This window comes from Nocardioides sp. (assembly GCF_024509035.1).
GTDB lineage: Bacteria > Actinomycetota > Actinomycetes > Propionibacteriales > Nocardioidaceae > Nocardioides.
In genome coordinates this window covers 1-21,454 of the sequence record NZ_JANINT010000322.1, presented here as the reverse complement: position 1 = coordinate 21,454, position 21,454 = coordinate 1, and the positions used below count along the sequence as shown (strand labels likewise).

The window sequence follows — 21,454 nt, the reverse complement described above, 5'->3', positions numbered from 1 at the left end:
TCGAGGTGTGCGAGCTGCTGGCCGGGGAGCTCGCGGCCGGCCGGCCGCCGGGGGAGGCGCTCGCCCGGGCGGCGGTCTCGTGGCCGCCCCTCGGGCCGGTCGCCGAGGCCTTCCGGGTCGGCGCGGACGTCCCGGCGACGCTGCGCGCCCTCGCGCGGGACCTGCCCGGTGGGGGCGACCTGCGGGTCGTGGCCGCCGCCTGGCAGGTGGCACATCGCACCGGGCAGGGCCTGGCGTTCGCGGTCGACCGGGTGGCTGAGTCGTTGCGCGCGGGGGCGGCCACTCGCCGGCTGGTCACCGCTGAGCTGGGCTCGGCCCGCGCGACCGCCCGCCTCGTGGCCGGCCTGCCGGTGCTCGCCCTGGCCATGGGATCGGGCGCCGGTGGCGACCCGTGGGGTTTCCTGCTCGGTGCGCCTGCCGGTCTGGCGTGCCTCGCCGGCGGGCTGGCGTTCGGCCTCGCGGGACTGTGGTGGATCGAGGCGATCGCGGCCGCGGCGGAGGAGTCGGCGTGAGCTGGCTCCCGATCCTGGCCGCCGCACTCGCCGCCGCCCTCCTCGTCCCCGTCCGCCCCGTGCTCCCCGCCGCTCGCCCGCATCCAGAGCCGAGCTCCTCCGACGGGTGGCTGCACCGCCACCGTCTCGTGTGGTGCGGGCTCGCCGGCTCCGGGGCCGCCGTGTTCGTCGGAGGACGGGCTGCGCTGCTGGCCGGCCTGGCCGTCGCGGTGGCGACCTGGGTCGTCATCGGGCGTGCCGAGCTTCCCGACGTGCGCCGGCGACGCGAGGCCGTGCGCCGCGACCTCCCGCACGTCGTCGACCTGTTCGCCGCCACCCTGCGCGCCGGGGCCGCGCCCGGCGAGGGCATCACGATCGTGTGCGCCGCTCTCCCCGGGCCGGCGGCCGACCGGCTCGCCGGGGTGGCCGCCCGCCTGGCGCTGGGTCTCGACCCGGCCGAGGTGTGGTCGAGCCTCGCCGACGATCCTCAGCTGGGCCGCCTCGGCCGCACGCTCGCCCGCGCCCACTCCTCGGGCGCTCCCGTGGTCGCTGCGGTCGAGCGCCTGGCCGACGACCTGGCTCGGTCCGCCCGGGCCGACACCGAGGAGCGGGCCCGAGCGGTCGGGGTCAAGGCGGCCCTGCCGCTGGGCCTGTGCCTCCTGCCCGCGTTCGTGCTGATCGGGATCGTCCCGCTCGTCGTCGCGCTGCTCACGTCGCTCGAGCTGTGATCCCGTCGCGCCTGCCCAGCCCGCTCGCCGTCCACCGCGCGAGCCCGAGGGGAGGTGTCCACAGGGGCGAGGAAGGCCGGTCGCCGGCGGCCCCCGGATCGCGCAGGGTCGACCCCGACGGTCGCATCGGGCGACCGAGATCGGAGACCACCATGTCCCTGCAGCACCTCTCGCGCCGACGCGACCAGCGCGGCATCACCACCGCCGAGTACGCCGTCGGCACCGCCGCCGGCGCGGGCCTGGCCGGCCTACTGTTCAAGCTGCTCACCGGCGGGTTCGGCGACAAGCTGCTCAAGACGTTGTTCGACCACGTCCTCGGGCTCCTGGGCATCGGATGAGCCACAGCCGGCGGCCTCGGCCCGACCGCTCCTCCGCCGAGCCGGCCGGGCCCTCCGAGCGCGGCGCCGCGACCGCGGAGCTCGCGATGGTTCTCCCCGTGCTGGTCGCGGTGACGATCGGCCTCGTGTGGCTGCTGGCGGTCGGCACCGCTCAGGTCCGCGCCGTGGACGCAGCGCGCGAGGCCGCGCGAGCGGCCGCTCGGGGCGACAGCCCCGCGCAGGCGGTCGAGCGCGGGATGCGAGTCGCGCCCGCCGGCAGCCGTGTCAGCGTCCACGACGACGGCGGTCAGGTGACCGCCGTCGTCGTGGGACGGGTGGCGGGCCCGGGAGGTCTGTTCGCGCGGCTCCCGGGCGTGACGGTCACCGCCGAGGCCGTCGCCGCGGTCGAGGAGCCTGCCGATGTGCCGTGACCGGAGGGAGGAGGCGGCGCCGGGGGAGCGCGGCTCGGCGACGCTGTTCGCCGTGTCGTGCCTGGCTGCGCTGATGGTGCTCGGAGCGGCTCTCGGGGTGGTGGCGGCGATGGTCCACGCCCACCGCCTGGCCCAGTCGGCGGCCGACCTCGCGGCGCTGTCCGCGGCCACCGCGCTCGCTCACGGCCGCGACCCGTGTACGGCGGGCTCCGGCATCGCGGCCGCCAACGGCGCTCGGCTCACGAGCTGTGAGGTCGTCGGTCGTGACGCCGTCGTCCGCGTCGAGGTCACCGGACCGCGCTGGCTCGGCCAGCGGGGCGACCTCGAGGCCCAGGCTCGCGCCGGACCGGCGTGAATCGAGCCTCAGCTCAGCCTGGGTCAGACCGACCGGCCGTCGTCCTCCTCGCGCCGCTCCTCGCGACGCTCGGCCTCGCGTTCCTCGAGCTTCTCGGACAGCTCGCTGAGCTTCTTGCTCTCGCGACGCTGGCGGATGGTGCGCTTGGTGCCCCACTTGGTGAGCCCGAACCCCCACAGGATCGCCACGCCGGCGCCGAGTCCGATGAAGAACAAGGCGACGGGGCTGATGTCGGTGCCGAGCAGCTGGACGCCGGTGCCCTCGGCAGTGCCGATGGCAGCCACGATCGCGACCGCGCCGAGCACGATGAGCAGCAAGCCGAGGATCACCATGTCCGCGACACTAGACACGACGGGGCCGGCAGACAACGCGCCCTGCCGGGTCCCGGGCTGTCCAGGAGCCGGCTATCCCAGCAGCACGTCGAGGAGCGCGACGGCGCCGGCCTTGTCCAGCGGGTTGTTCTGGTTGCCGCACTTGGGTGACTGGATGCACGAGGGGCAGCCGTCGTCGCACGTGCAGGACCGGATGGTGTCACGAGTCGCGGAGAGCCACTCGCGGGCTGCCCGGAAGCCACGCTCGGCGAAGCCCGCGCCTCCGGGATGTCCGTCGTAGACGAACACCGTGAGCCGGCCGGTGTCGGGATGGACGGCCGTCGAGACCCCACCGATGTCCCACCGGTCGCAGGTGGCGACGAGCGGGAGGAGGCCGATCGAGCAGTGCTCGGCCGCGTGGGCGGCCCCGGGGAGGTCTCGGCCGGCGAGCCCGGCCTCGGCGAGCGCGTCGTCGGGCACGGTCCACCAGACGGCGGCCGTGCGCAGCGACCGCTCGGGCAGGTCGAGCGGCTCCTCGCCGAGCACGTCGCCCCCCGGCTGGCGTCGCTTGAGGAACGAGACGACCTGGTGGGTCACGTCGACCTCGCCGAAGGACAGTCGGCACTGACCCCAGGCGGCATGCTCGCGCTCGCGGACGATCGTGATCTCGGTGGTCTCCCGGGCGGTGGTCGAGTAGTCCGGCTCGGCCCGCTCGATGACCGCGACGTGGTCGTCGAGGTCGAGCGAGTGCACGAGCCAGCTCTCGCCCCGATGGACGTAGACGGCACCCGGGTGGGCGGTGGCGTGGGCGCTCGACGCGTCCACCGTGCCGATCACCCGGCCGGTGTCCGCCTCGACCAGCTGCACGGCCGTCCCCCCGGTCGAGCGGATGTCGGCGAGGTCGCTGGCCCGCCGGCGGTCGGTCCAGAACCAGCCGCGGGGGCGACGGCGCAGCAGGCCGCCCTCGGTCAGGGCGTCGACGACCTCGCGAGCGGTGGGTCCGAACAGCGGGAGGTCCGCCTCGCTGAGCGGGGCCTCGTGGGCGGCCGCGCACAGGTGGGGCCCCAGGACGTAGGGGTTGGTCGGGTCGAAGACGGTCGCCTCGACGGGCCGGCCGAGCAGGGAGTCCGGGTGGGTGACGAGGTAGGTGTCCAACGGGTCGTCGCGCGCGACGAGGATGCCGAGAGCGTCCTGCGCGCCGCGACCGGCGCGGCCGACCTGTTGCCAGAGGGCGGCCCGCGTGCCCGGGAAGCCGGCGACCACGACCGCGTCCAGACCGCTGATGTCGATGCCGAGCTCGAGGGCGTTGGTGGCGGCGAGGCCGGTGAGCTCCCCCGAGCGCAGTGACTGCTCGATCGCGCGACGCTCCTCGGGCAGGTAGCCCCCGCGGTAGGACGCCACCCGGCCCGCCAGGGTGGGGTCGACCTCGGCGAGCAGCTCGGCGGCGGTCATGGCGACCTGCTCGGCGCCACGCCGAGAGCGGATGAACGCGAGCGTGCGGACGTCCTCGGCCACCAGGTCGGCGAGCAGGTCGGCGGCCTCCGAGGACGCCGCGCGGCGCACCGGCGCGCCGTTCTCGCCGGCATGGGAGGTGAAGGGCGGCTCCCACAGCAGCAGCGACACCTCGCCGCGAGGCGAGGCGTCGCCGGTCACCGCCAGGACGTCGAGGCCGGTCAGGCGCTGGGCGGCCACGGCCGGCTCCGCGACGGTGGCGGAAGCGAGCACGAAGATCGGGTCGGCGCCGTAGAGCGCGCAGACCCGGCGCAGCCGGCGCAGCACGTGGGCGACGTGGGCGCCGAAGACGCCACGGTAGTGGTGGCACTCGTCGACGACGACGTACTGGAGGGAGCCGAGGAACGATGCCCACCGACTGTGACCGGGCAGGAGGGAGCGGTGCAGCATGTCGGGGTTGGTCAAGACGTACTCGGCGTGGTCGCGTGCCCAGTCGCGCTGCTCGCGCGTGCTGTCGCCGTCGTGGGTGGTCACCCGGACGTCGAGACCCAACCCGGACAGGCCGGCGAGCTGGTCCTGGGCGAGCGCCTTGGTGGGCGCTAGGTAGAGCACGGTGGCCCCGCGTTGGCCACGCGGCCCGCGGGTGCCGCGGATCGCCGAGAGCGCCGGGAGCTGGTAGGCGAGGCTCTTGCCGGAGGCGGTGCCGGTGGCGAGCACCACGTGCTGGCCGTGGTGCGCAGCGTCGGCGGCCGCGGCCTGGTGGATCCAGGGGCTGGCGACGCCGCGTGCTCGGAAGGCGGCGACCACGTCCTCGGCCACCCAGTCGGGCCACGCCGCCTGCCGAGCCGGCCGAGCGGGGAGGACCTCGAGGTGGCGCAGACGGTCCTCGCGCCCCGGGGCGGACGCCAGCCGCTCGACCACCTCGCCCACGCTGCGGGCGTGGGTGCCCAGCACCGCTCTCACGTCTCCATCCTCCCCGACGGCGCCGACAGTGCAGCGCCGTGACCTGCCGTCTGGGCGTCGCTCGGCACCGACCGACACCCGTCCGGGCCGGCGACACGGTCCACCGGAGACCGTGCATGCTGGTCCCGGCGGCTTGCGGGCGTACCCTGTCCGGGCCGCGCCGGGGGCGAACTCTGCCCAGTGTGTGCGCGCCGAGGCGCGGGCGTGGTTTGATTGTGCAGGCCGGATGTCGGGGTTCCTAGCCGCGACTGCTCCGGCAACCGAACAACCGCACCGGGGAGACATTAGGTGGACCTGACTCTGACGACGCGCGACGCCGGTGGGAAGACCATCGTTGCCGTCGGGGGCGAGATCGACGTCTACACCGCCCCCAAGCTCCGCGACAAGATCACCGAGCTGGTGGCTGCGGGCGTCTACGACATCGTGATCGACATGGAGGAGGTCGAGTTCTTGGACTCGACCGGCCTCGGCGTCCTCGTCGGCGGACTGAAGAAGGTCCGGGCCCACGACGGCTCCCTCCAGCTCGTCTGCAACCAGGACCGCCTGCTCAAGATCTTCCGCATCACCGGCCTCGCCAAGGTCTTCGTCATCCACGAGACAGCGGACGCCGCGCTCGCCGGCAGCTGACCCCGAGCGTCAGGTCTCCCGTCCGGGAGCGGGCTCCGGCGAGGCCGGGAGGCACGGCGTGAGCACGCCGCCGTGACGTCCTCGACGGTCCCGAACCTTTCGGGTCCTTTGACCCGACGACCCCGTGCTGAGGCGGGGCTAGCGTCAGCGCCACACCCATCCCGTACGGCGTGTCTGCGCGCCCTCGCCGTGTGTCCCGGGTCACATCCCGGTGCCCCCCGGCGGCTCGTGCGTAGACTCCGCGTCGTCCGTGAGACCTGAATCACTCTCCCAGGAGGAAGCACATGACGGGGATCGCTCCCGCTGTCGTGGAAGTCTCCGGGGGCAATCTCGTCCTGGTCATCGTCGTCGCACTGATCGCGCTGGGCGCGCTTGCGATGGCGGCGATGTTCCGCCAGGAAGTACTTGCCGCCGGTGAGGGCACCGACAACATGAAGAACATCGCCCACGCGGTGCAGGAAGGCGCGAACGCGTATCTGCAGAGGCAGTTCCGCACGCTGGCGATCTTCGCCGTCGTCGCGTTCTTCGCCTTGATGGCGCTGCCCGCCGACGACATGACCGTCCGGATCTTCCGGTCGGTGTTCTTCCTGGTCGGGGCGGGCTTCTCGGCCAGTGTCGGCTACCTCGGCATGTCGCTCGCGGTGAAGGCGAACCTCCGGGTCGCCGCGGCCGCGCAGACGCAGGGCCGCGACCCGGCCATGAACATCGGCTTCCGCACGGGTGCCACCGTCGGCATGCTCACCGTCGGCCTGGGCCTGCTGGGCGCCAGCCTCGTGGTGATCCTCTTCCAGGAGGACGCCCCGCACGTGCTCGAGGGCTTCGGCTTCGGTGCCGCGCTCCTCGCCATGTTCATGCGAGTCGGCGGCGGCATCTTCACCAAGGCGGCCGACGTCGGCGCCGACCTGGTCGGCAAGGTCGAGAACAACATCCCCGAGGACGACCCGCGCAACGCCGCGACGATCGCCGACAACGTCGGCGACAACGTCGGCGACTGCGCCGGCATGGCCGCCGACCTGTTCGAGTCCTACGCGGTGACGCTGGTCGCCGCGCTGATCCTCGGCTCCCAGGCCTTCGGCGACAAGGGTCTCGTCTTCCCGCTGCTCGTCCCCGCCATCGGTGCTCTCACGGCCGTCGTCGGCGTCTACCTGTGCAAGCCCCGTCCGGGCGAGAACGGCCTGAAGACCATCAACCGGGCGTTCTACATCTCAGCCGCGATCGGCGCGGTCGCGAGCATCGTGCTCGCGCTCGTCTACCTGCCCGGCGACTTCGCCGACCTCACCAACTCCACGGTGGACGCGGACGCCAGCCCGCGCATCGTGGCCGCCCTCGCCGTGTCGATCGGCATCGTCCTCGCCGCGGCCATCCTCGGACTCACGGGCTACTTCACCGGCACCGACCACCGTCCGGTCAAGGACGTCGGCAAGACCTCGCTCACCGGCGCAGCGACCGTGATCCTGTCCGGGCTCTCGGTGGGGTTCGAGTCGGCCGTCTACACCACGCTCGTGATCGGCGCTGCGGTGTTCGGCGCGTTCCTCGTCGGCGCCGGCTCCATCCCGGTCGCGCTGTTCGCGGTCTCCCTGGCCGGTTGCGGCCTGCTGACGACGGTCGGCGTGATCGTGGCCATGGACACCTTCGGTCCCGTCTCCGACAACGCCCAGGGCATCGCCGAGATGTCCGGGGACGTCGACGAGCGCGGCGCGCAGATCCTCACCGAGCTCGACGCGGTGGGCAACACCACCAAGGCGATCACCAAGGGCATCGCGATCGCGACCGCCGTGCTGGCGGCCAGCGCGCTGTTCGGCTCCTACACCAACGCGCTGAAGGACGCGATCGCCGAGGTGCGTCTCACCGAGGAGCCGGGCGACCTCACGGCGCTCGCGTTCTCGTTCGACGCGTCCTACCCGAACGTCCTGGTCGGCATGCTGCTCGGTGCCGCCGTGGTGTTCCTGTTCTCGGGCCTGGCCATCAACGCTGTCGGCCGAGCCGCCGGCGCCGTCGTCTACGAGGTGCGCCGCCAGTTCCGCGAGATCCCCGGGATCATGGAGGGCACCGGTCGCCCGGAGTACGGCAAGGTCGTCGACATCGTCACCCGGGACTCGCTGCGCGAGCTCGCGACGCCCGGTCTGCTCGCGATCCTGGCCCCGATCGCCGTGGGCTTCGGCCTCGGCGTGGGTCCGCTCGCGGGCTTCCTCGCCGGTGCCATCGCGACCGGCACGCTGATGGCGGTCTTCCTGGCGAACTCCGGTGGCGCCTGGGACAACGCGAAGAAGCTCGTCGAGGACGGCAGCCACGGTGGCAAGGGTTCGGACGCACACGCCGCGACCGTCATCGGTGACACGGTGGGCGACCCGTTCAAGGACACCGCCGGTCCTGCGATCAACCCGCTGCTCAAGGTGATGAACCTGGTCTCGCTGCTGATCGTGGCCGCGGTCGTCAAGCTCTCCATCGGCGAGGACGCCAACACCCCGCTGCGGATGGTGATCGCGCTCGCCGCGTTCGCCGGCATCGTCGCGGCGGTCTACGTGTCCAAGCGTCGCCCGGTGCACATCGACAGTGGCGACGACTCCGGCACGCCGGCACCGCCGCCGCCCCCGCCGGTGCAGTCGGCTCCGCCGGCCGAGCCGGCTCCGACCCAGCAGTTCCAGGCGCCCGGCCACCACTGAGCACCACCAAATGACGTTGACCCGCCCGAAACTTTCGGGCGGGTCAACGTCATTTCGGGTGACTACTTCTTCTTGGCCTTCTTGACCGTCAGCTTGACGACCTTCGAGGTGGCTCCGAGCACGGTGTCCGAGCCGGCGTAGACGGCCTTGAGCTTGTGCACGCCGGGCTTGAGCTTCGTCAGCCGCAGCGTCGCCTTGCCGGCCTTGAGCGAGATCCGCTTGAGGACCTTGCGGCCGTCCATGACGGTCACCGCGCCGCTCGGCGCGGAGACGCCGGCCGCGGTGAGCACCATGGTCAGCGTGGCCTTCTGGCCCTTCTTGATGACCTTCTTCGACAGCGTCGCCGTGAGCACGGAGCGAGCCTTGGCGGCGCTGACCGTCGCGCCGGCGGTGCGGTACGAGCCGGGCAGGTAGCCGGCGCGGGTCGCGGTGACGACCACCGTCAGGGTGTGGCCGACGTCGGTCGAGGTCACCGCGTAGGTCGCGCCGGTCGCGCCCGCGACGTCCGAGGTGTCCCGGCGCCACTGGTAGGTGAACGTGGGTGTCTCACCCGTGCCCCAGGTGCCGGGGTCGACGCCCAGCGTCTGGCCCGGTGCCGGCGTACCGGTGATCACGGGCTGCCGCGTCGCGACGAGCGCATCGCCGATCACGCCCTTGATCGCGTTGCTCGTCGAGACCCCGTCGGTCATCCCGTCCTTCGTGCCGACGGCACGCGCCGAGATCGACTGGTCGACGTCCTCCTTGGTGAGGAGGTACTGGGTGCCCTTCTTGCCCTCGATCGGCTGCCCGTTGCGCAGCCACTGGTAGGTGGTCGCCACGCCCTCCTGCTTCCAGGACGCCGCCATGCTCACCGACAGGGTGGTGCCGGTCTTGGCGCCCTTGTCGGCCTTGATGGTGGGTGCGCCGTCGGCCGTCACCGCCGTCTCGCCGATGCCCGCGACCGCCAGGGCGTCGGTGACCATCGTCAGCGGCAGGAAGCCGAGCACGGTCGTGACCACCTGTGCGGTCATCAGGCACCCGGCCTGCGCCTCGGTCGGCACGAAGGTCCACACGTTCTCGGTCCCGGGGATCGGGGTGCCGTCGCACAGCCAGGTGACGTCGCTGCTCAACAGCTCGCCGGGCAGGGCGTTCCACACCGGCTGCGTGAGCGTCAGGAGCTCCCCGACGACCGGCACGCCCGTGAGCTGCGGGAGCTGGTCGGGCTGGGGGAGCCCAGGTAGTCCAGGCAGGTCCGGCAGTCCGGGCAGGTCCGGTAGTTGCGGACACGGCAGGCCAGGAAGGGGCACGCACGGAAGGTCGATGATCCCCTGCGGGCTGGCGGACTCGTCGGCGGACTCTGCCTGCGCCGGCGCGGCCACGGCCGTCGCGAGCCCGGCGGAGATGAGTGTGGTGGTGACCAGTGCGCCGAGAGCGCGACCGAATCTGTGCATGACAGGTGTCCTCCCCATGCGCCCCCTTCCCTCCCGAACGGGGCTGGTGGACGGAATGTAAAGGGACCTAGGTCCCGAAGGCCATGGAACTTGGTCGATGGTGGCCGATCGGCGCCGCCCGTCTAGTCCATTCGGGCTACCGCCACCTGGGGTGGCCATGACGGGGTACGGCATAGGCTCGCAGCGTGACTGCTCCCTCGATCTCGGAGCTCCCCCAGCGGCTGCGGGCCGCCCTCGTGATGACCGGATTCACCTACGACGCCGTCGCAGAGGTCCTCGGGCCTGAGGCACACGCCGCGCTGGCCCGCAACGAGACGACCCCCGGCCTGCGCCGCACCGGCGGTGGCTGGCCGTTGGAGACCCTGATCCGGCTCTTCCTGCTGCAGGCGCCGGTCGAGCTGGCAGCCGCCCAGCGCGCGCTCCCGGGCCTGGTGGACCGGTTGGCGGCGGAGGGCTTCCTCGAGCAGACCGTCGGGGAGGTCGCCGCCCGGCTCGACGTGCGGCCCTACGCCACCGACGAGGAGCACCTGTGGGTCGTCAGCGACCTCACGCCCGGCCTCGACGGCGGCAGCAGCCGGGTGGGACCCCACCACGTGCTGGGCATCAGCTCCGCGTCGACCTCGCTGGCCCAGCTGGCCCTGCGCGAGCCCGTGGGCCGCGCCCTCGACCTCGGCACGGGCTGCGGCGTGCAGGCCCTCCACCTCGCCGCCCACAGCGGCTCGGTCGTCGCCACCGACGTGAACGAGCGTGCGCTGCGGATCGCGCGCTTCAACGTCGAGCTCAACGACGTGAGCACCCCCGTCGACATCCGCGCCGGCTCGTTCTTCGAGCCCGTGGCCGACGAGGCCTTCGACCTGATCGTGACCAACCCGCCGTTCGTGATCTCGCCGGCGACCGGCGAGCGGCTGGTCTACCGCGACTCGGGGTTGCCCGGCGACCGCGTCGTCGAGCACATCGTCCGGCACGGTCCGCGCCACCTCGCCGAGGGTGGCTGGTGCCAGGTCCTGGCGAACTGGGTGGTGCCGCGCGCCGGCTCCTGGGAGGAGCGGATCGCGGGCTGGGTGCCCGAGGGGTGCGACGCGTTCGTCGTGCAGCGCGAGCTCGTCGACCCGGCGGCGTACGTCGAGCTGTGGCTCAAGGATGCCGGCCTGCACGGGTCCTCGGACTACCTGGTGCGCTACGACACCTGGCTCTCGTGGTTCGAGGACCAAGGCATCGAGGCGGTCGGTTTCGGGTGGATCAACCTGCGCCGCAGCGGCGGGAGCGCGCGGGAGCTCCTCTCGTGGCCCTACGACGTCGAGCAGCCGATCGCCCCGGCGATCCTCGAGTGGGCCGAGGCGACCGACGCGGTGGTCGACCTCGACAGCCACCTGCGGCTGCGGGCGGACGTCGTGCAGGAGACCAGCGGGCCACCCGGAGCAGCCGACCCCGAGACCGTCGTGCTGCGCCAGCAGCGCGGCCTGCGCCGCGCCCGGCAGGTCGACACCGTCGAGGCGGCGCTCGCGGGCGCGTGCGACGGCGAGCTGAGCGTCGGGCAGATCCTCGAGGCCATCGCCCGTCTGCTCGACCTCGACGCCGATCAGACGGTGACGGAGTACCTGCCCGCCGCACGCTCCTTGGTGGCCGAGGGGTTCCTGCTGGCCTGACCTCGCCGGCCGGTCTCACGCCGCTGCGGCCGCGGCGCGGGCCCGGTCGCGGATCCGGATGAGGCGAGCCCGGGTGACGCCGAGCAGGAGGTCACAGCGGCCCAGCTCGAGCAGGTCGGGGACGCCGCCGGGACGGCCCCACGGCTCGATCGTGCTGCGGAACCCGATGAGGGCGGTGCGGACCGTGCGCCCGTGGCTCGACGCGGGCGATCGGAGCGCGAGGGCGTCCTGCACGGCCCGGACGCGCGTCGCGCCGGCGGGGCTGAAGAGCCCGTTGGCCTTCCCGACCGCCCAGCAGATACCGGCGGCGACGTGCGCCGCGCTCGTGGCGCGGGTGACGACGTCGGGATCCTCGGCCCACAGGGCCAGCAGGGCGTGCCGGAAGGCGTAGGACGTCTCGGCGTCGAAGCACCGCTCCGCGACCGCGTCGAGGAGGTCGGCGGTCGCCTCGACGCGCTCGCGGTCGGCGGGGTGGGGGTACTCGGTGGGCAGGTCGATGCGGTCGTCGTCCAGCGGCTCGTCGGTGAGTGCGTCGACGGCAGCGACGCCGCCGCACACCGCCGCGAGCCACTGCGACACCCGCACGTGCGGGGCCGGCTGCGGCGGCTCGGGAGGCCGCGCCTCGCGGTCGTGGCGCAGGGCGACCGCCTCCCACTCGGTGCCGATCGCCGGCTCGCGCCAGGCGTCGACCAGGCGACCGTCGACGAAGACCAGGTGGGTGACCCGCTCGGGCACCGCAGGGGCGTAGGCCCAGCGGTCGTCGTTGTCGAAAGGGAACTCGTCAGGGGACACGGAGACCTCCGTTCAGGGGGTGGGCCGACCACGCTGGCACGGTCCACCCCCCGTCGGAGGGCGTCATCCACAGGCGTCAGTCGAGCGCTCCCGCGAGATCGAGGGACTGCTTGCCCTCCTCGCTGCCCAGGGTCGCGTCCACCTCGAGCCGCAGCACGGGGACGGGGTCGCAGCTCGCCTCGAGCACTCGGACCGTCCCGGCCGGGCGACCCGCGTCGGTGGAGACCTCGTTGCCGTCCTCGGCGCCCTCCGTGTCGGCCACGAACAGCAGGATCGGCAGCTGGTCGCTCGCCTGCGACGGCTCCAGCGGGAAGGTGAAGGTGGGGGCGTCCTGCAGTTGCGTGACCCGGCCCTCCACGTAGACGAACGGGTGCGTGATCGTGGTGTCGTCGCTCTCGACCGACCCGTTCGGTTCGATCGGGCTGTACGCCCAGATCCGGCCGGGTGCCGGGTCGCCGGCCCGCTGGCCGTCCACGGTCCTCGGCGGGTCGCAGCTGACCGTCACGTCCGAGAAGCCGTACGTCGACCCGTCGGGCCGGGTCATCGCCAGCGTGCTCACGGGACCGTGCGGCTGGTCGACGGCCACGGTGTCGCCGGGCCCGTCGTCACCGGACGTGGCCGCCACGACCCCGCCTCCCGCCGCGACCACGGCCGCCAGGGTGCCTGCGACGACGCCGGCGCGACGCCGCCGCCGGCGTACGCCCACGCGGCGGTGGACGCGCTCGGCGACGTCCGTCGGCGGGGCCAGCGCCTCGCCCAGACGCGCGTAGCCGTCCTTGATCTGCTGCTCGGTCATCTGCTCGGTCATGGTCAGTCCTCTCGTGTCGCCGTGGTGCGCAGCGGGCCGTGCTCGCGCGCGTGCTCCCGGAGCCGCTCGGTCCCGCGGGACAGCTGGCTCTTGACGGTGCCTTCCGAGCAGCCCATCCGCGCCGCGATGCCACGCACGTCGAGGTCCTCGACGTACCGCAGCGCCAGGGCGGTGCGCTGTCGCGGGGTGAGGTTGGCCAGCGCCTCGACGAGCCAGGCGTCGAGCTCGCCGACGACCTCGACGGGCGCCTCCTCGGCGGGCGTCACCATCAGCGGCAGCTCGCGGCGCAGCCGCCGGATCCGGTCGATGTTGAGCCGCACCATCACGGTGCGGGCGTACGCCGCGGGCTGCTCGACCTGTGAGCGGCCCCAGCGCTCGCCCATCCGGGCCAGCGTCTCCTGGGTCAGGTCCCACGCGTCGTGCGGGTTGGCCGTCAGCGCGTGCGCGAAGCCCAGCAAGGGCCTCGTCTGCACGGCCACGAAGTCCGCGAAGTCCCGGTCCACGTCATGGCCCGTGCCATGGTCCACGTCCTCTGTCACGCTGGCCTCCGAGCCGGGTCGACGGTCCTCTCACCTACTGTCCCTTGACGACGGGATCGGGCGGAACGTTGAGGCTGCAGCGGGGTGATCTGCACGGTGCACCGCACGGCTCGGGAGGGAGCACGCGCTACCGTGTTCGGCCGTGAGCCCTTCTGTACGGGTCTCACCTCGTCCGCAGGAAGCAGGAGAACCACCCCGTGGCACACAAGTTGGTGATCGTCGAGTCCCCGGCGAAGGCCCGCACGATCGGCGGGTACCTCGGCCAGGGGTACGTCGTCGAGTCCTCCATCGGCCACATCCGTGACCTCCCACAGAGCGCCGCGGACACCCCCGCCAAGATCAAGGACAAGCCGTGGGGGCGGCTCGCCGTCGACGTCGACAACGGCTTCGAGCCCTACTACGTGGTGCCGCGCGACAAGAAGTCGCACATCTCCAAGCTCAAGACCCTCCTCAAGGACGCCGACGAGCTCTACCTCGCCACCGATGAGGACCGCGAGGGCGAGGCCATCGCGTGGCACCTGCTCGACGAGCTGAAGCCGAAGAAGGACATCCCGGTCAAGCGGATGGTCTTCCACGAGATCACCAAGCAGGCGATCCTCGACGCGGCCGAGCACCCCCGCGAGCTGGACATGGACCTCGTGGAGGCGCAGGAGGCGCGGCGCATCCTCGACCGGCTCTACGGCTACGAGGTCAGCCCGGTGCTGTGGAAGAAGGTCATGTCCGGCCTCTCCGCGGGACGGGTCCAGTCGGTGGCCACCCGCCTGGTGGTCGACCGCGAGCGCGAGCGGATGGCGTTCCGCGTGGCGTCGTACTGGGACCTCGAGGGCACCTTCGACGCCGGGGCGGACAAGGAGCCCCGGATGTTCCCGGGCAAGCTGCACTCGATCGACGGCGCCCGCGTCGCCGGCGGGTCGGACTTCGGGGCCGACGGCCTGCTCAAGAGCACGAAGGGCGAGCGCGTCCACCTGGACCGCGCGGCCGCCGAAGGACTGGTCGCGGCGCTGAGCGACACCTCGTTCGACGTGCGCTCCGTGGAGGCCAAGCCCTACCGACGCTCGCCGTACGCGCCGTTCCGCACGACCACGCTGCAGCAGGAGGCCAGCCGCAAGCTCGGCATGAGCGCCTCGGTGACGATGTCGGTCGCCCAGCGGCTCTACGAGAATGGCTTCATCACCTACATGCGCACCGACTCGACCACGCTCTCGGGCGGCGCGGTCGAGGCAGCGCGCACCCAGGTCCGTGAGCTGTACGGCGCGGAGTACCTCCCCGACACGCCGCGGACGTACACGAGCAAGGTCAAGAACGCCCAGGAGGCGCACGAGGCGATCCGGCCGGCCGGTGACTCCTTCCGCACACCGGCCCAGACGGGCCTGAGCGGTGACCAGTTCCGCCTCTACGAGCTGATCTGGATGCGCACGGTCGCCTCGCAGATGAAGGACGCCGTCGGACAGTCGGTCTCGATGCGCATCGGCGGCGCGGCCGCCGACGGTCGCGACGTGGTCTTCTCGTCGTCGGGTCGCGTGATCACGTTCCACGGGTTCCTCAAGGCCTACGTCGAGGGCACCGAGGGGGGTAAGCGCAGTGACGACGACCAGGTCCCGCTGCCCGACCTCCACGACGGTGACCGGGTGGCCGCCGCCTCGCTGGCCGCCAACGGCCACGAGACCAAGCCGCCGGCCCGCTACACCGAGGCCACGCTGATCAAGGAGCTCGAGGACCGCGAGATCGGCCGCCCCTCGACGTACGCCTCGATCATCGGCACCATCCTCAACCGCGGCTACGTCTACAAGAAGGGCACCGCGCTGGTGCCGGCGTGGCTCGCGTTCTCGGTGACCCGGCTGCTGGAGGAGCACTTCCCCCGCCAGGTCTCCTACGAGTTCACCGCCAGCATGGAGGACGTGCTCGACGAGATCGCCGGCGGTCGCAAGGACCTGGAGTCCGAGCTCGGTGAGTTCTACTTCGGGTCCGAGTCCGTCGTGGGGCTCAAGCCGCTCGTCGACGGGCTCGGGGACATCGATGCCCGCGAGCTGGCGACGTTCCCCGTCGGTGGTGCCGACTCCGGCATCCACCTGCGGGTCGGCCGCTACGGCCCCTACCTCGAGGGCCCCGACGACGACGGCACGCCGTTCGCCCGCCGGGCGAACGTGCCCGACGACCTCCCGCCCGACGAGCTGACCATCGACCGGGCCAAGGAGCTGCTCGCCAACCCGGCGGGCGAGGAGATCCGGCTGGGCGTGCACCCCGAGTCCGGACTCGAGGTCGTCGCCAAGAACGGGCGGTACGGGCCCTACGTCACCGAGGTGCTCCCCGAGGACGCGCCGAAGTCCGCCAAGCCGCGCACGGGCTCGCTGTTCAAGTCGATGTCGCTGGACACCGTGACGCTCGACGACGCGGTCAAGCTCCTGTCGCTGCCGCGCGTGGTCGGCGTCGCCGAGGACGGCGAGGAGATCACCGCCCAGAACGGCCGCTACGGCCCGTACCTCAAGAAGGGCACCGACTCCCGGTCGCTGACCTCCGAGGACCAGCTGCTCACGATCGGTCTCGACGAGGCGCTGCGCATCTACGCCCAGCCCAAGCAGCGCGGGCGCGCCGCGGCGGCCGCGCCCCTCAAGGAGCTCGGCAACGACCCGGTCTCGGGCCAGCCCGTGGTCGTCAAGGCCGGTCGGTTCGGTGAGTACGTCACGGACGGCGAGTACAACGCCACGCTCCGCAAGGAGGACTCCGTGGAGTCGATCACGATCGAGCGGGCGGCCGAGCTGCTCGCCGAGCGGCGCGCCAAGGGCCCGGCCAAGAAGGCCGCCAAGAAGGGCGCGAAGAAGGCCGCCACGAAGAAGACGACGGCCAAGAAGGCCACGACGAAGAAGGCCGCCGCCACGAAGACGACGACGAAGAAGGCCGCCGCCAAGCGATCCTGACACCGGCCGACGCACGTCGGCCGATAACCTTCGACCATGCCGGTCCGGTCGCAGAAGCGCCATCCCACGATGGCCGACGTCGCCGAGCGGGCCGGCGTGTCCCACCAGACCGTCTCGCGGGTGATCAACAACTCCCCGAGCGTGCGACCGGACACGGCCTCGCGGGTGCGGGCTGCGATCGCCGACCTCGGCTACCGCCCCAACCGGTCGGCGCGGATGCTCGCCTCGACCCACTCGCGTCTCATCGGGGTCGCCACCTGGGGGACCAGCCACCACGGACCGCAGCAGGTGTTGCTGGCGCTGGACGCCGCCGCTCGCCGCACGGAGTACCGCATCACGGTGAGCACCCTGCACGCGCTGACCGCGGAGGACACCAAGGAGGCGGTGGAGGAGCTGTTGCAGCTCGGCGTCGAGGCGGTGGTGCTCATCATCCCGCACGACTCGATGCTCCGGTTCGCCCGCGAGGCCGACCTCGGCCTGCCGACCGTCGTCGTCGAGGGCGACCTGTCGCGGATGCCGTTGACGGTCGGGATCGACAACGTCCAGGGCGGCCAGATCGCGACCCGGCACCTGCTCGAGCTCGGTCACCGCACGGTCGTGCACGTCGCCGGCCCCCCGGGCTGGGCCGAGGCCTCGGCGCGCGTCGAGGGCTGGCGGCTCGAGCTCGAGGCATGGGGACGCGAGGTCCCGCCCCTGCGCTGGGGCGGGGACTGGAGTGCGCAGAGCGGCTACGAGGCGGGGGTCTCCCTGGCCCGCGACCCCGACGTGACGGCGATCTTCGCCGCCAACGACCAGATGGCGCTCGGCGTCATCGCGGCCCTGCGCGAGGCCGGACGTCGGGTGCCCGACGACGTCTCCGTCGTCGGGTTCGACGACCTGCCCGAGTCGTCGTTCATCGACCCCCCGCTGACCTCGGTGCAGCAGGACTTCGGCGAGCTCGGACGTCGGACAATGGCGCTGCTCGAGCGGGTGCTGGGCGGCGAGAAGGCGCCCACCGCGGAGCTCGTCCCGACCTCGCTGGTCGTGCGGTCCTCGACGGCCGCTCCGCGCGTCAGCACTCCCTGAGTGCCCCATCGATCCCGCGCGACCGTCCGCGGCCGTGGCCGGCGTCGGGAGCGCTCCCATCGCGGCGCGTGTCCGAAAACCGCCGGCGCACGCGCGGATCGGGGTCCGCGCCCGCGGCCTCTGTCGGCTCCGTGACCTGGTCGTGACTGGACCTACGTCCCGGCCGCGGGACCCTATGTCCCGATTTCAGGCGAGTCTCTTGACGACCTCTAAGTGAACGCTCACACTCGTGTGAACGCTCACTTATGACTGTCGTCACAGGAGGTGCACAGTGGTTGCCCAGGGCTCTGCGCAGAGGTCTTCTCGGGGCTCCGGCTCGCGCTTCGTGATCGGCGTCGACTACGGCACGCTCTCGGGCCGGGCGGTCGTCGTACGCGTCGAGGACGGCGTCGAGATCGGCTCCGCGACCCACGAGTACACCCACGGCGTCATGGACCGCGAGCTGCCCGACGGCACGCCGCTCGGCCCCGACTGGGCCCTGCAGGTCCCCTCCGACTACGTCGACGTGCTGCGCATCGCCGTGCCCGCGGCTCTCGAGATGGCCGGCGTCGACCCGGCCCGGGTCATCGGCATCGGCACCGACTTCACCGCCTGCACCATGGTGCCGACCACCGCCGACGGGACGCCGCTCAACGAGGTCGAGGGTTTCGCCTCCGACCCGCACGCCTACGTCAAGCTGTGGAAGCACCACGCGGCCCAGCCGCAGGCCGACCGGATCAACGACCTGGCCGCCAAGCGCGGCGAGGCCTGGCTCCCGCGCTACGGCGGTCTGATCTCCTCGGAGTGGGAGTTCGCCAAGGGCCTCCAGCTCCTCGAGGAGTCCCCGAAGACCTACGCCGCCACCGAGCACTGGGTCGAGGCTGCCGACTGGATCGTCTGGCAGTTGTGCGGCCGCTACGTGCGCAACGCCTGCACCGCGGGCTACAAGGGCATCTTCCAGGACGGCACGTACCCGACCCGTGACTTCCTCACCGAGCTGCACCCGGACTTCGGTGGCTTCGTCGAGGACAAGCTCCAGCCGGTCTCGGGCCACCTGGGGGAGGCCGCGGGACGACTCTCCGAGGAGGCGGCCTCCTGGACGGGGCTGCCCGCCGGCATCGTGGTCGCGGTCGGCAACGTCGACGCCCACGTGACCGCGCCGGCCGCCCAGGCGACCGAGTCCGGCCAGATGCTCGCGATCATGGGCACCTCGACGTGCCACATCATGAACGGCGAGGTCCTGCGCGAGGTCCCCGGCATGTGCGGGGTCGTCGACGGCGGCGTCACGCCGGGCCTGTGGGGCTACGAGGCCGGCCAGTCCGGTGTCGGGGACATCTTCAACTGGTTCGTCACCAACGCGGTGCCCGCGGCGTACGCCGAGGAGGCGGCCGACCGCGGACTGAGCGTGCACGAGCTGCTCACCGAGAAGGCCGCCACCCAGGCCGTCGGCGAGCACGGCCTGGTGGCGCTCGACTGGCACAGCGGGAACCGGTCGGTCCTCGTGGACCACGAGCTGAGCGGGCTGGTCCTCGGACTCACCCTCACCACCCGACCGGAGGACATCTACCGGGCCCTGATCGAGGCCACCGCGTTCGGCACCCGCACGATCGTCGAGACGTTCAACGCCTCCGGTGTCCCGGTGCGGGAGTTCGTCGCGGCGGGAGGTCTGCTGAAGAACGAGTTCCTGATGCAGGTCTACGCCGACGTGCTCAACATGCCGATCTCGGTGATCACCTCGGCCCAGGGTCCCGCCCTCGGGTCGGCGATCCACGCGGCGGTGGCCGCCGGGGCCTACCCCGACATCCACGCCGCGTCCGCCGCCATGGGCGGCATCCAGCGCGACGCCCACCTGCCCGACCCCGAGCGCGCCGCGGCGTACGACGCGGTCTACGCGGAGTACCGCACGCTCCACGACTACTTCGGTCGAGGCGGCAACGAGGTCATGCGCCGGCTCCGCTCGATCCGGCGCGCGGCCCACGCGGGAGGTGCGGCGTGACCGCCCGGACGAGCCCCCAGGCCGGCGCCGTCCCCGCCGAGCACCGCGACGCGGTCACCCGGCTGCGCGCCGAGGTCGCCGCGCTGCACGCCCAGCTCACCCGCTACCAGCTGGTGATCTGGACGGCCGGCAACGTCTCGGGCCGGGTGCCGGGTGCCGACCTGTTCGTCATCAAGCCGTCCGGGGTCGACTACGACGAGCTCGACGCCGACGCGATGGTGGTCTGCGACCTCGACGGCAACCTCGTCGAGGGGACCCGCCAGCCGAGCTCGGACACCGCGGCCCACGCCTACGTCTACCGCCACATGCCCGAGGTCGGCGGCGTCGTGCACACCCACTCGACCTACGCCACCGCCTGGGCGGCCCGGGGGGAACCGGTCCCGTGCGTGCTGACGATGGGCGCTGATGAGTTCGGCGGCGAGATCCCGATCGGGCCCTTCGCGCTGATCGGCGACGACTCGATCGGTCGCGGCATCGTCGAGACGCTGCGCGGGAGCCGCTCGCCCGCCGTCTTGATGCAGAACCACGGGCCGTTCACCGTCGGCCGTGACGCCCGGGCGGCCGTCAAGGCGGCGGTGATGGTCGAGGACGTCGCCCGCACCGTCCACATCGCGCGTCAGCTCGGGGAGCCGATCCCGATCGCGCAGCAGCACGTCGACGCGCTCTACGACCGCTACCAGAACGTGTACGGCCAGACCCAACAGCAGACCGGAGGAGTCGCGTGACACAGCAGACGCAGGACCTCGAGATCTGGTTCCTCACCGGGAGCCAGCACCTCTACGGGCCGGAGGTCATCGACCAGGTCGCCGACCACGCGGCGCAGATCGCCGCCTCGCTCGACGCATCGCCGCACGTTCCGGTGCGGGTCGTGACCAAGCCGGTCCTCACCGAGACGGACTCGATCCGCAGGGCGCTGCTCGACGCGACCGCGACCGACACGTGCGTCGGCGTCATCGCCTGGATGCACACGTTCAGCCCGGCGAAGATGTGGATCACCGGCCTCGACGCCCTGCGCAAGCCCCTGCTGCACCTGCACACGCAGGCCAACCAGGCGCTGCCCTGGGCCGAGATCGACATGGACTTCATGAACCTCAACCAGGCCGCCCACGGCGACCGGGAGTTCGCGGCGGTCCAGACCCGCATGGGCGTGGCGCGCAAGACCGTCACCGGTCACGTCGAGGACCCCGAGGTCGCCCGCCGGGTCGGTGTCTGGGCGCGTGCCGCGCTCGGCCGCCACGCCCTGGCCGGGATGCGCCTGGCCCGCTTCGGCGACAACATGCGCAACGTCGCGGTCACCGAGGGCGACAAGGTCGAGGCCGAGCGTCGCTTCGGCGTCGCGGTCAACACCTGGGGGGTCAACGACCTCGTCGCCGTCGTCGACCAGGTCGCCGACGCCGACATCGACCGGCTCTGCCAGGAGTACGCCGACAGCTACGACGTGGCGGCCGAGCTGCTGCCCACGGGTGAGCGGCACGAGTCGTTGCGCTACGGCGCACGCATCGAGCTGGGACTGCGCGCGTTCCTCACCGAGGGCGGGTTCACCGCCTTCACCTCGAACTTCGAGGACCTCGGCGGGCTCCGGCAGCTGCCCGGTCTCGCCGTGCAGCGGCTGATGGCCGAGGGCTACGGCTTCGGTGGCGAGGGCGACTGGAAGACCGCCACCATGCTGCGGACCCTCAAGGTCGTCGCCGACGGGCTGCCCGGCGGCACGTCGTTCATGGAGGACTACACCTACCACCTCGTGCCCGGCGAGGAGCTGATCCTCGGCGCGCACATGCTCGAGGTCTGCCCGACGATCGCCGCGGCCCGGCCCTCGCTCGAGATCCACCCGCTCGGCATCGGGGGGCGGGAGGACCCGGTCCGCCTGGTGTTCGACGCCGCCCCCGGAGCCGGCGTCGTGCTCGGCACCGCCGACCTCGGCGACCGGTTCCGCTTCGTCGCGAACG

19 protein-coding genes are annotated in these 21,454 nt (G+C 72.5%); 13 read left to right on the top strand and 6 right to left on the bottom strand.

Annotated features, from left to right (window positions below; all coding sequences use genetic code 11):
• The 5 genes from Q0L15_RS20210 to Q0L15_RS20190 form a co-directional block, all read left to right on the top strand.
• A partial coding sequence (locus Q0L15_RS20210; protein ID WP_296606439.1) for a type II secretion system F family protein occupies positions 1-512 on the top strand: 512 nt, incomplete at its 5' end.
• Positions 509-1,219, top strand: coding sequence for a type II secretion system F family protein (locus Q0L15_RS20205; protein WP_296606437.1), 711 nt, complete (start codon positions 509-511; stop codon positions 1,217-1,219). The genes Q0L15_RS20210 and Q0L15_RS20205, both read left to right, overlap by 4 nt.
• A gap of 152 nt (positions 1,220-1,371) precedes the next feature.
• A complete protein-coding gene (locus Q0L15_RS20200) occupies positions 1,372-1,557 on the top strand; it encodes a DUF4244 domain-containing protein (RefSeq protein WP_296606435.1) in 186 nt (61 codons plus the stop codon).
• Complete coding sequence (locus tag Q0L15_RS20195; protein ID WP_296606434.1) at positions 1,554-1,967, top strand: TadE family type IV pilus minor pilin; 414 nt, start codon at positions 1,554-1,556, stop codon at positions 1,965-1,967. Before Q0L15_RS20200 ends, Q0L15_RS20195 begins: the two co-directional genes overlap by 4 nt.
• Positions 1,957-2,322: an Rv3654c family TadE-like protein gene (locus Q0L15_RS20190; protein WP_296606432.1), complete on the top strand. Its 366-nt coding sequence runs from the start codon at positions 1,957-1,959 to the stop codon at positions 2,320-2,322. Before Q0L15_RS20195 ends, Q0L15_RS20190 begins: the two co-directional genes overlap by 11 nt.
• 23 nt (positions 2,323-2,345) lie before the next feature.
• Here Q0L15_RS20190 and Q0L15_RS20185 read toward each other — a convergent pair whose 3' ends face one another.
• On the bottom strand, positions 2,346-2,654 hold the full coding sequence (locus tag Q0L15_RS20185) for a hypothetical protein (RefSeq protein ID WP_296606430.1): 309 nt from the start codon (positions 2,652-2,654) through the stop codon (positions 2,346-2,348).
• 72 nt (positions 2,655-2,726) lie between these two features.
• Positions 2,727-5,048, bottom strand: coding sequence for a DEAD/DEAH box helicase (locus tag Q0L15_RS20180; RefSeq protein WP_296606429.1), 2,322 nt, complete (start codon positions 5,046-5,048; stop codon positions 2,727-2,729).
• 288 nt (positions 5,049-5,336) lie between these two features.
• On the opposite strand from Q0L15_RS20180, the gene Q0L15_RS20175 reads away from it, so the two are divergent.
• Entirely contained in the window at positions 5,337-5,675 is a 339-nt protein-coding gene (locus Q0L15_RS20175) for an anti-sigma factor antagonist (protein WP_296606428.1), read from the top strand.
• Between the two features lie 284 nt (positions 5,676-5,959).
• Positions 5,960-8,338, top strand: coding sequence for a sodium-translocating pyrophosphatase (locus Q0L15_RS20170; protein WP_296606426.1), 2,379 nt, complete (start codon positions 5,960-5,962; stop codon positions 8,336-8,338).
• A 62-nt stretch (positions 8,339-8,400) separates the two neighbouring features.
• On the opposite strand, the gene Q0L15_RS20165 is transcribed toward Q0L15_RS20170, so the two are convergent.
• Positions 8,401-9,768, bottom strand: coding sequence for an Ig-like domain repeat protein (locus Q0L15_RS20165; RefSeq protein WP_296606425.1), 1,368 nt, complete (start codon positions 9,766-9,768; stop codon positions 8,401-8,403).
• Positions 9,769-9,953: 185 nt separating this feature from the next.
• Between Q0L15_RS20165 and Q0L15_RS20160 the strand changes: the two genes are divergently transcribed.
• Positions 9,954-11,414, top strand: a complete 1,461-nt coding sequence (locus Q0L15_RS20160) for a methyltransferase (protein ID WP_296606423.1) — start codon at positions 9,954-9,956, stop codon at positions 11,412-11,414.
• A 15-nt stretch (positions 11,415-11,429) separates the two neighbouring features.
• Here the strand turns inward: Q0L15_RS20160 and Q0L15_RS20155 are convergent, their stop codons facing one another.
• The 3 genes from Q0L15_RS20155 to Q0L15_RS20145 all read right to left on the bottom strand — a co-directional run bounded on the left by Q0L15_RS20155 (position 11,430) and on the right by Q0L15_RS20145 (position 13,553).
• Complete coding sequence (locus Q0L15_RS20155) at positions 11,430-12,206, bottom strand: hypothetical protein (RefSeq protein ID WP_296606420.1); 777 nt, start codon at positions 12,204-12,206, stop codon at positions 11,430-11,432.
• Between the two features lie 76 nt (positions 12,207-12,282).
• Complete coding sequence (locus Q0L15_RS20150; protein WP_296606419.1) at positions 12,283-13,014, bottom strand: hypothetical protein; 732 nt, start codon at positions 13,012-13,014, stop codon at positions 12,283-12,285.
• Positions 13,015-13,016: 2 nt separating this feature from the next.
• Positions 13,017-13,553: a sigma-70 family RNA polymerase sigma factor gene (locus tag Q0L15_RS20145; protein WP_296606417.1), complete on the bottom strand. Its 537-nt coding sequence runs from the start codon at positions 13,551-13,553 to the stop codon at positions 13,017-13,019.
• A gap of 197 nt (positions 13,554-13,750) precedes the next feature.
• Here Q0L15_RS20145 and topA point away from each other — a divergent pair, with 197 nt between their 5' ends.
• The 5 genes from topA to araA form a co-directional block, all read left to right on the top strand.
• On the top strand, positions 13,751-16,468 hold the full coding sequence (gene topA, locus Q0L15_RS20140; RefSeq protein WP_296606416.1) for a type I DNA topoisomerase: 2,718 nt from the start codon (positions 13,751-13,753) through the stop codon (positions 16,466-16,468).
• A 36-nt stretch (positions 16,469-16,504) separates the two neighbouring features.
• Positions 16,505-17,533, top strand: coding sequence for a LacI family DNA-binding transcriptional regulator (locus tag Q0L15_RS20135; RefSeq protein WP_296606414.1), 1,029 nt, complete (start codon positions 16,505-16,507; stop codon positions 17,531-17,533).
• Between the two features lie 325 nt (positions 17,534-17,858).
• Positions 17,859-19,508, top strand: a complete 1,650-nt coding sequence (gene araB / locus Q0L15_RS20130; protein WP_296606412.1) for a ribulokinase — start codon at positions 17,859-17,861, stop codon at positions 19,506-19,508.
• Entirely contained in the window at positions 19,505-20,233 is a 729-nt protein-coding gene (locus tag Q0L15_RS20125) for an L-ribulose-5-phosphate 4-epimerase (protein WP_296606411.1), read from the top strand. The genes araB and Q0L15_RS20125 overlap by 4 nt, the downstream gene beginning before the upstream one ends.
• Positions 20,230-21,454 (top strand): L-arabinose isomerase (araA, locus tag Q0L15_RS20120; protein WP_296606409.1); only part of this gene is annotated, 1,225 nt, incomplete at its 3' end. The genes Q0L15_RS20125 and araA, both read left to right, overlap by 4 nt.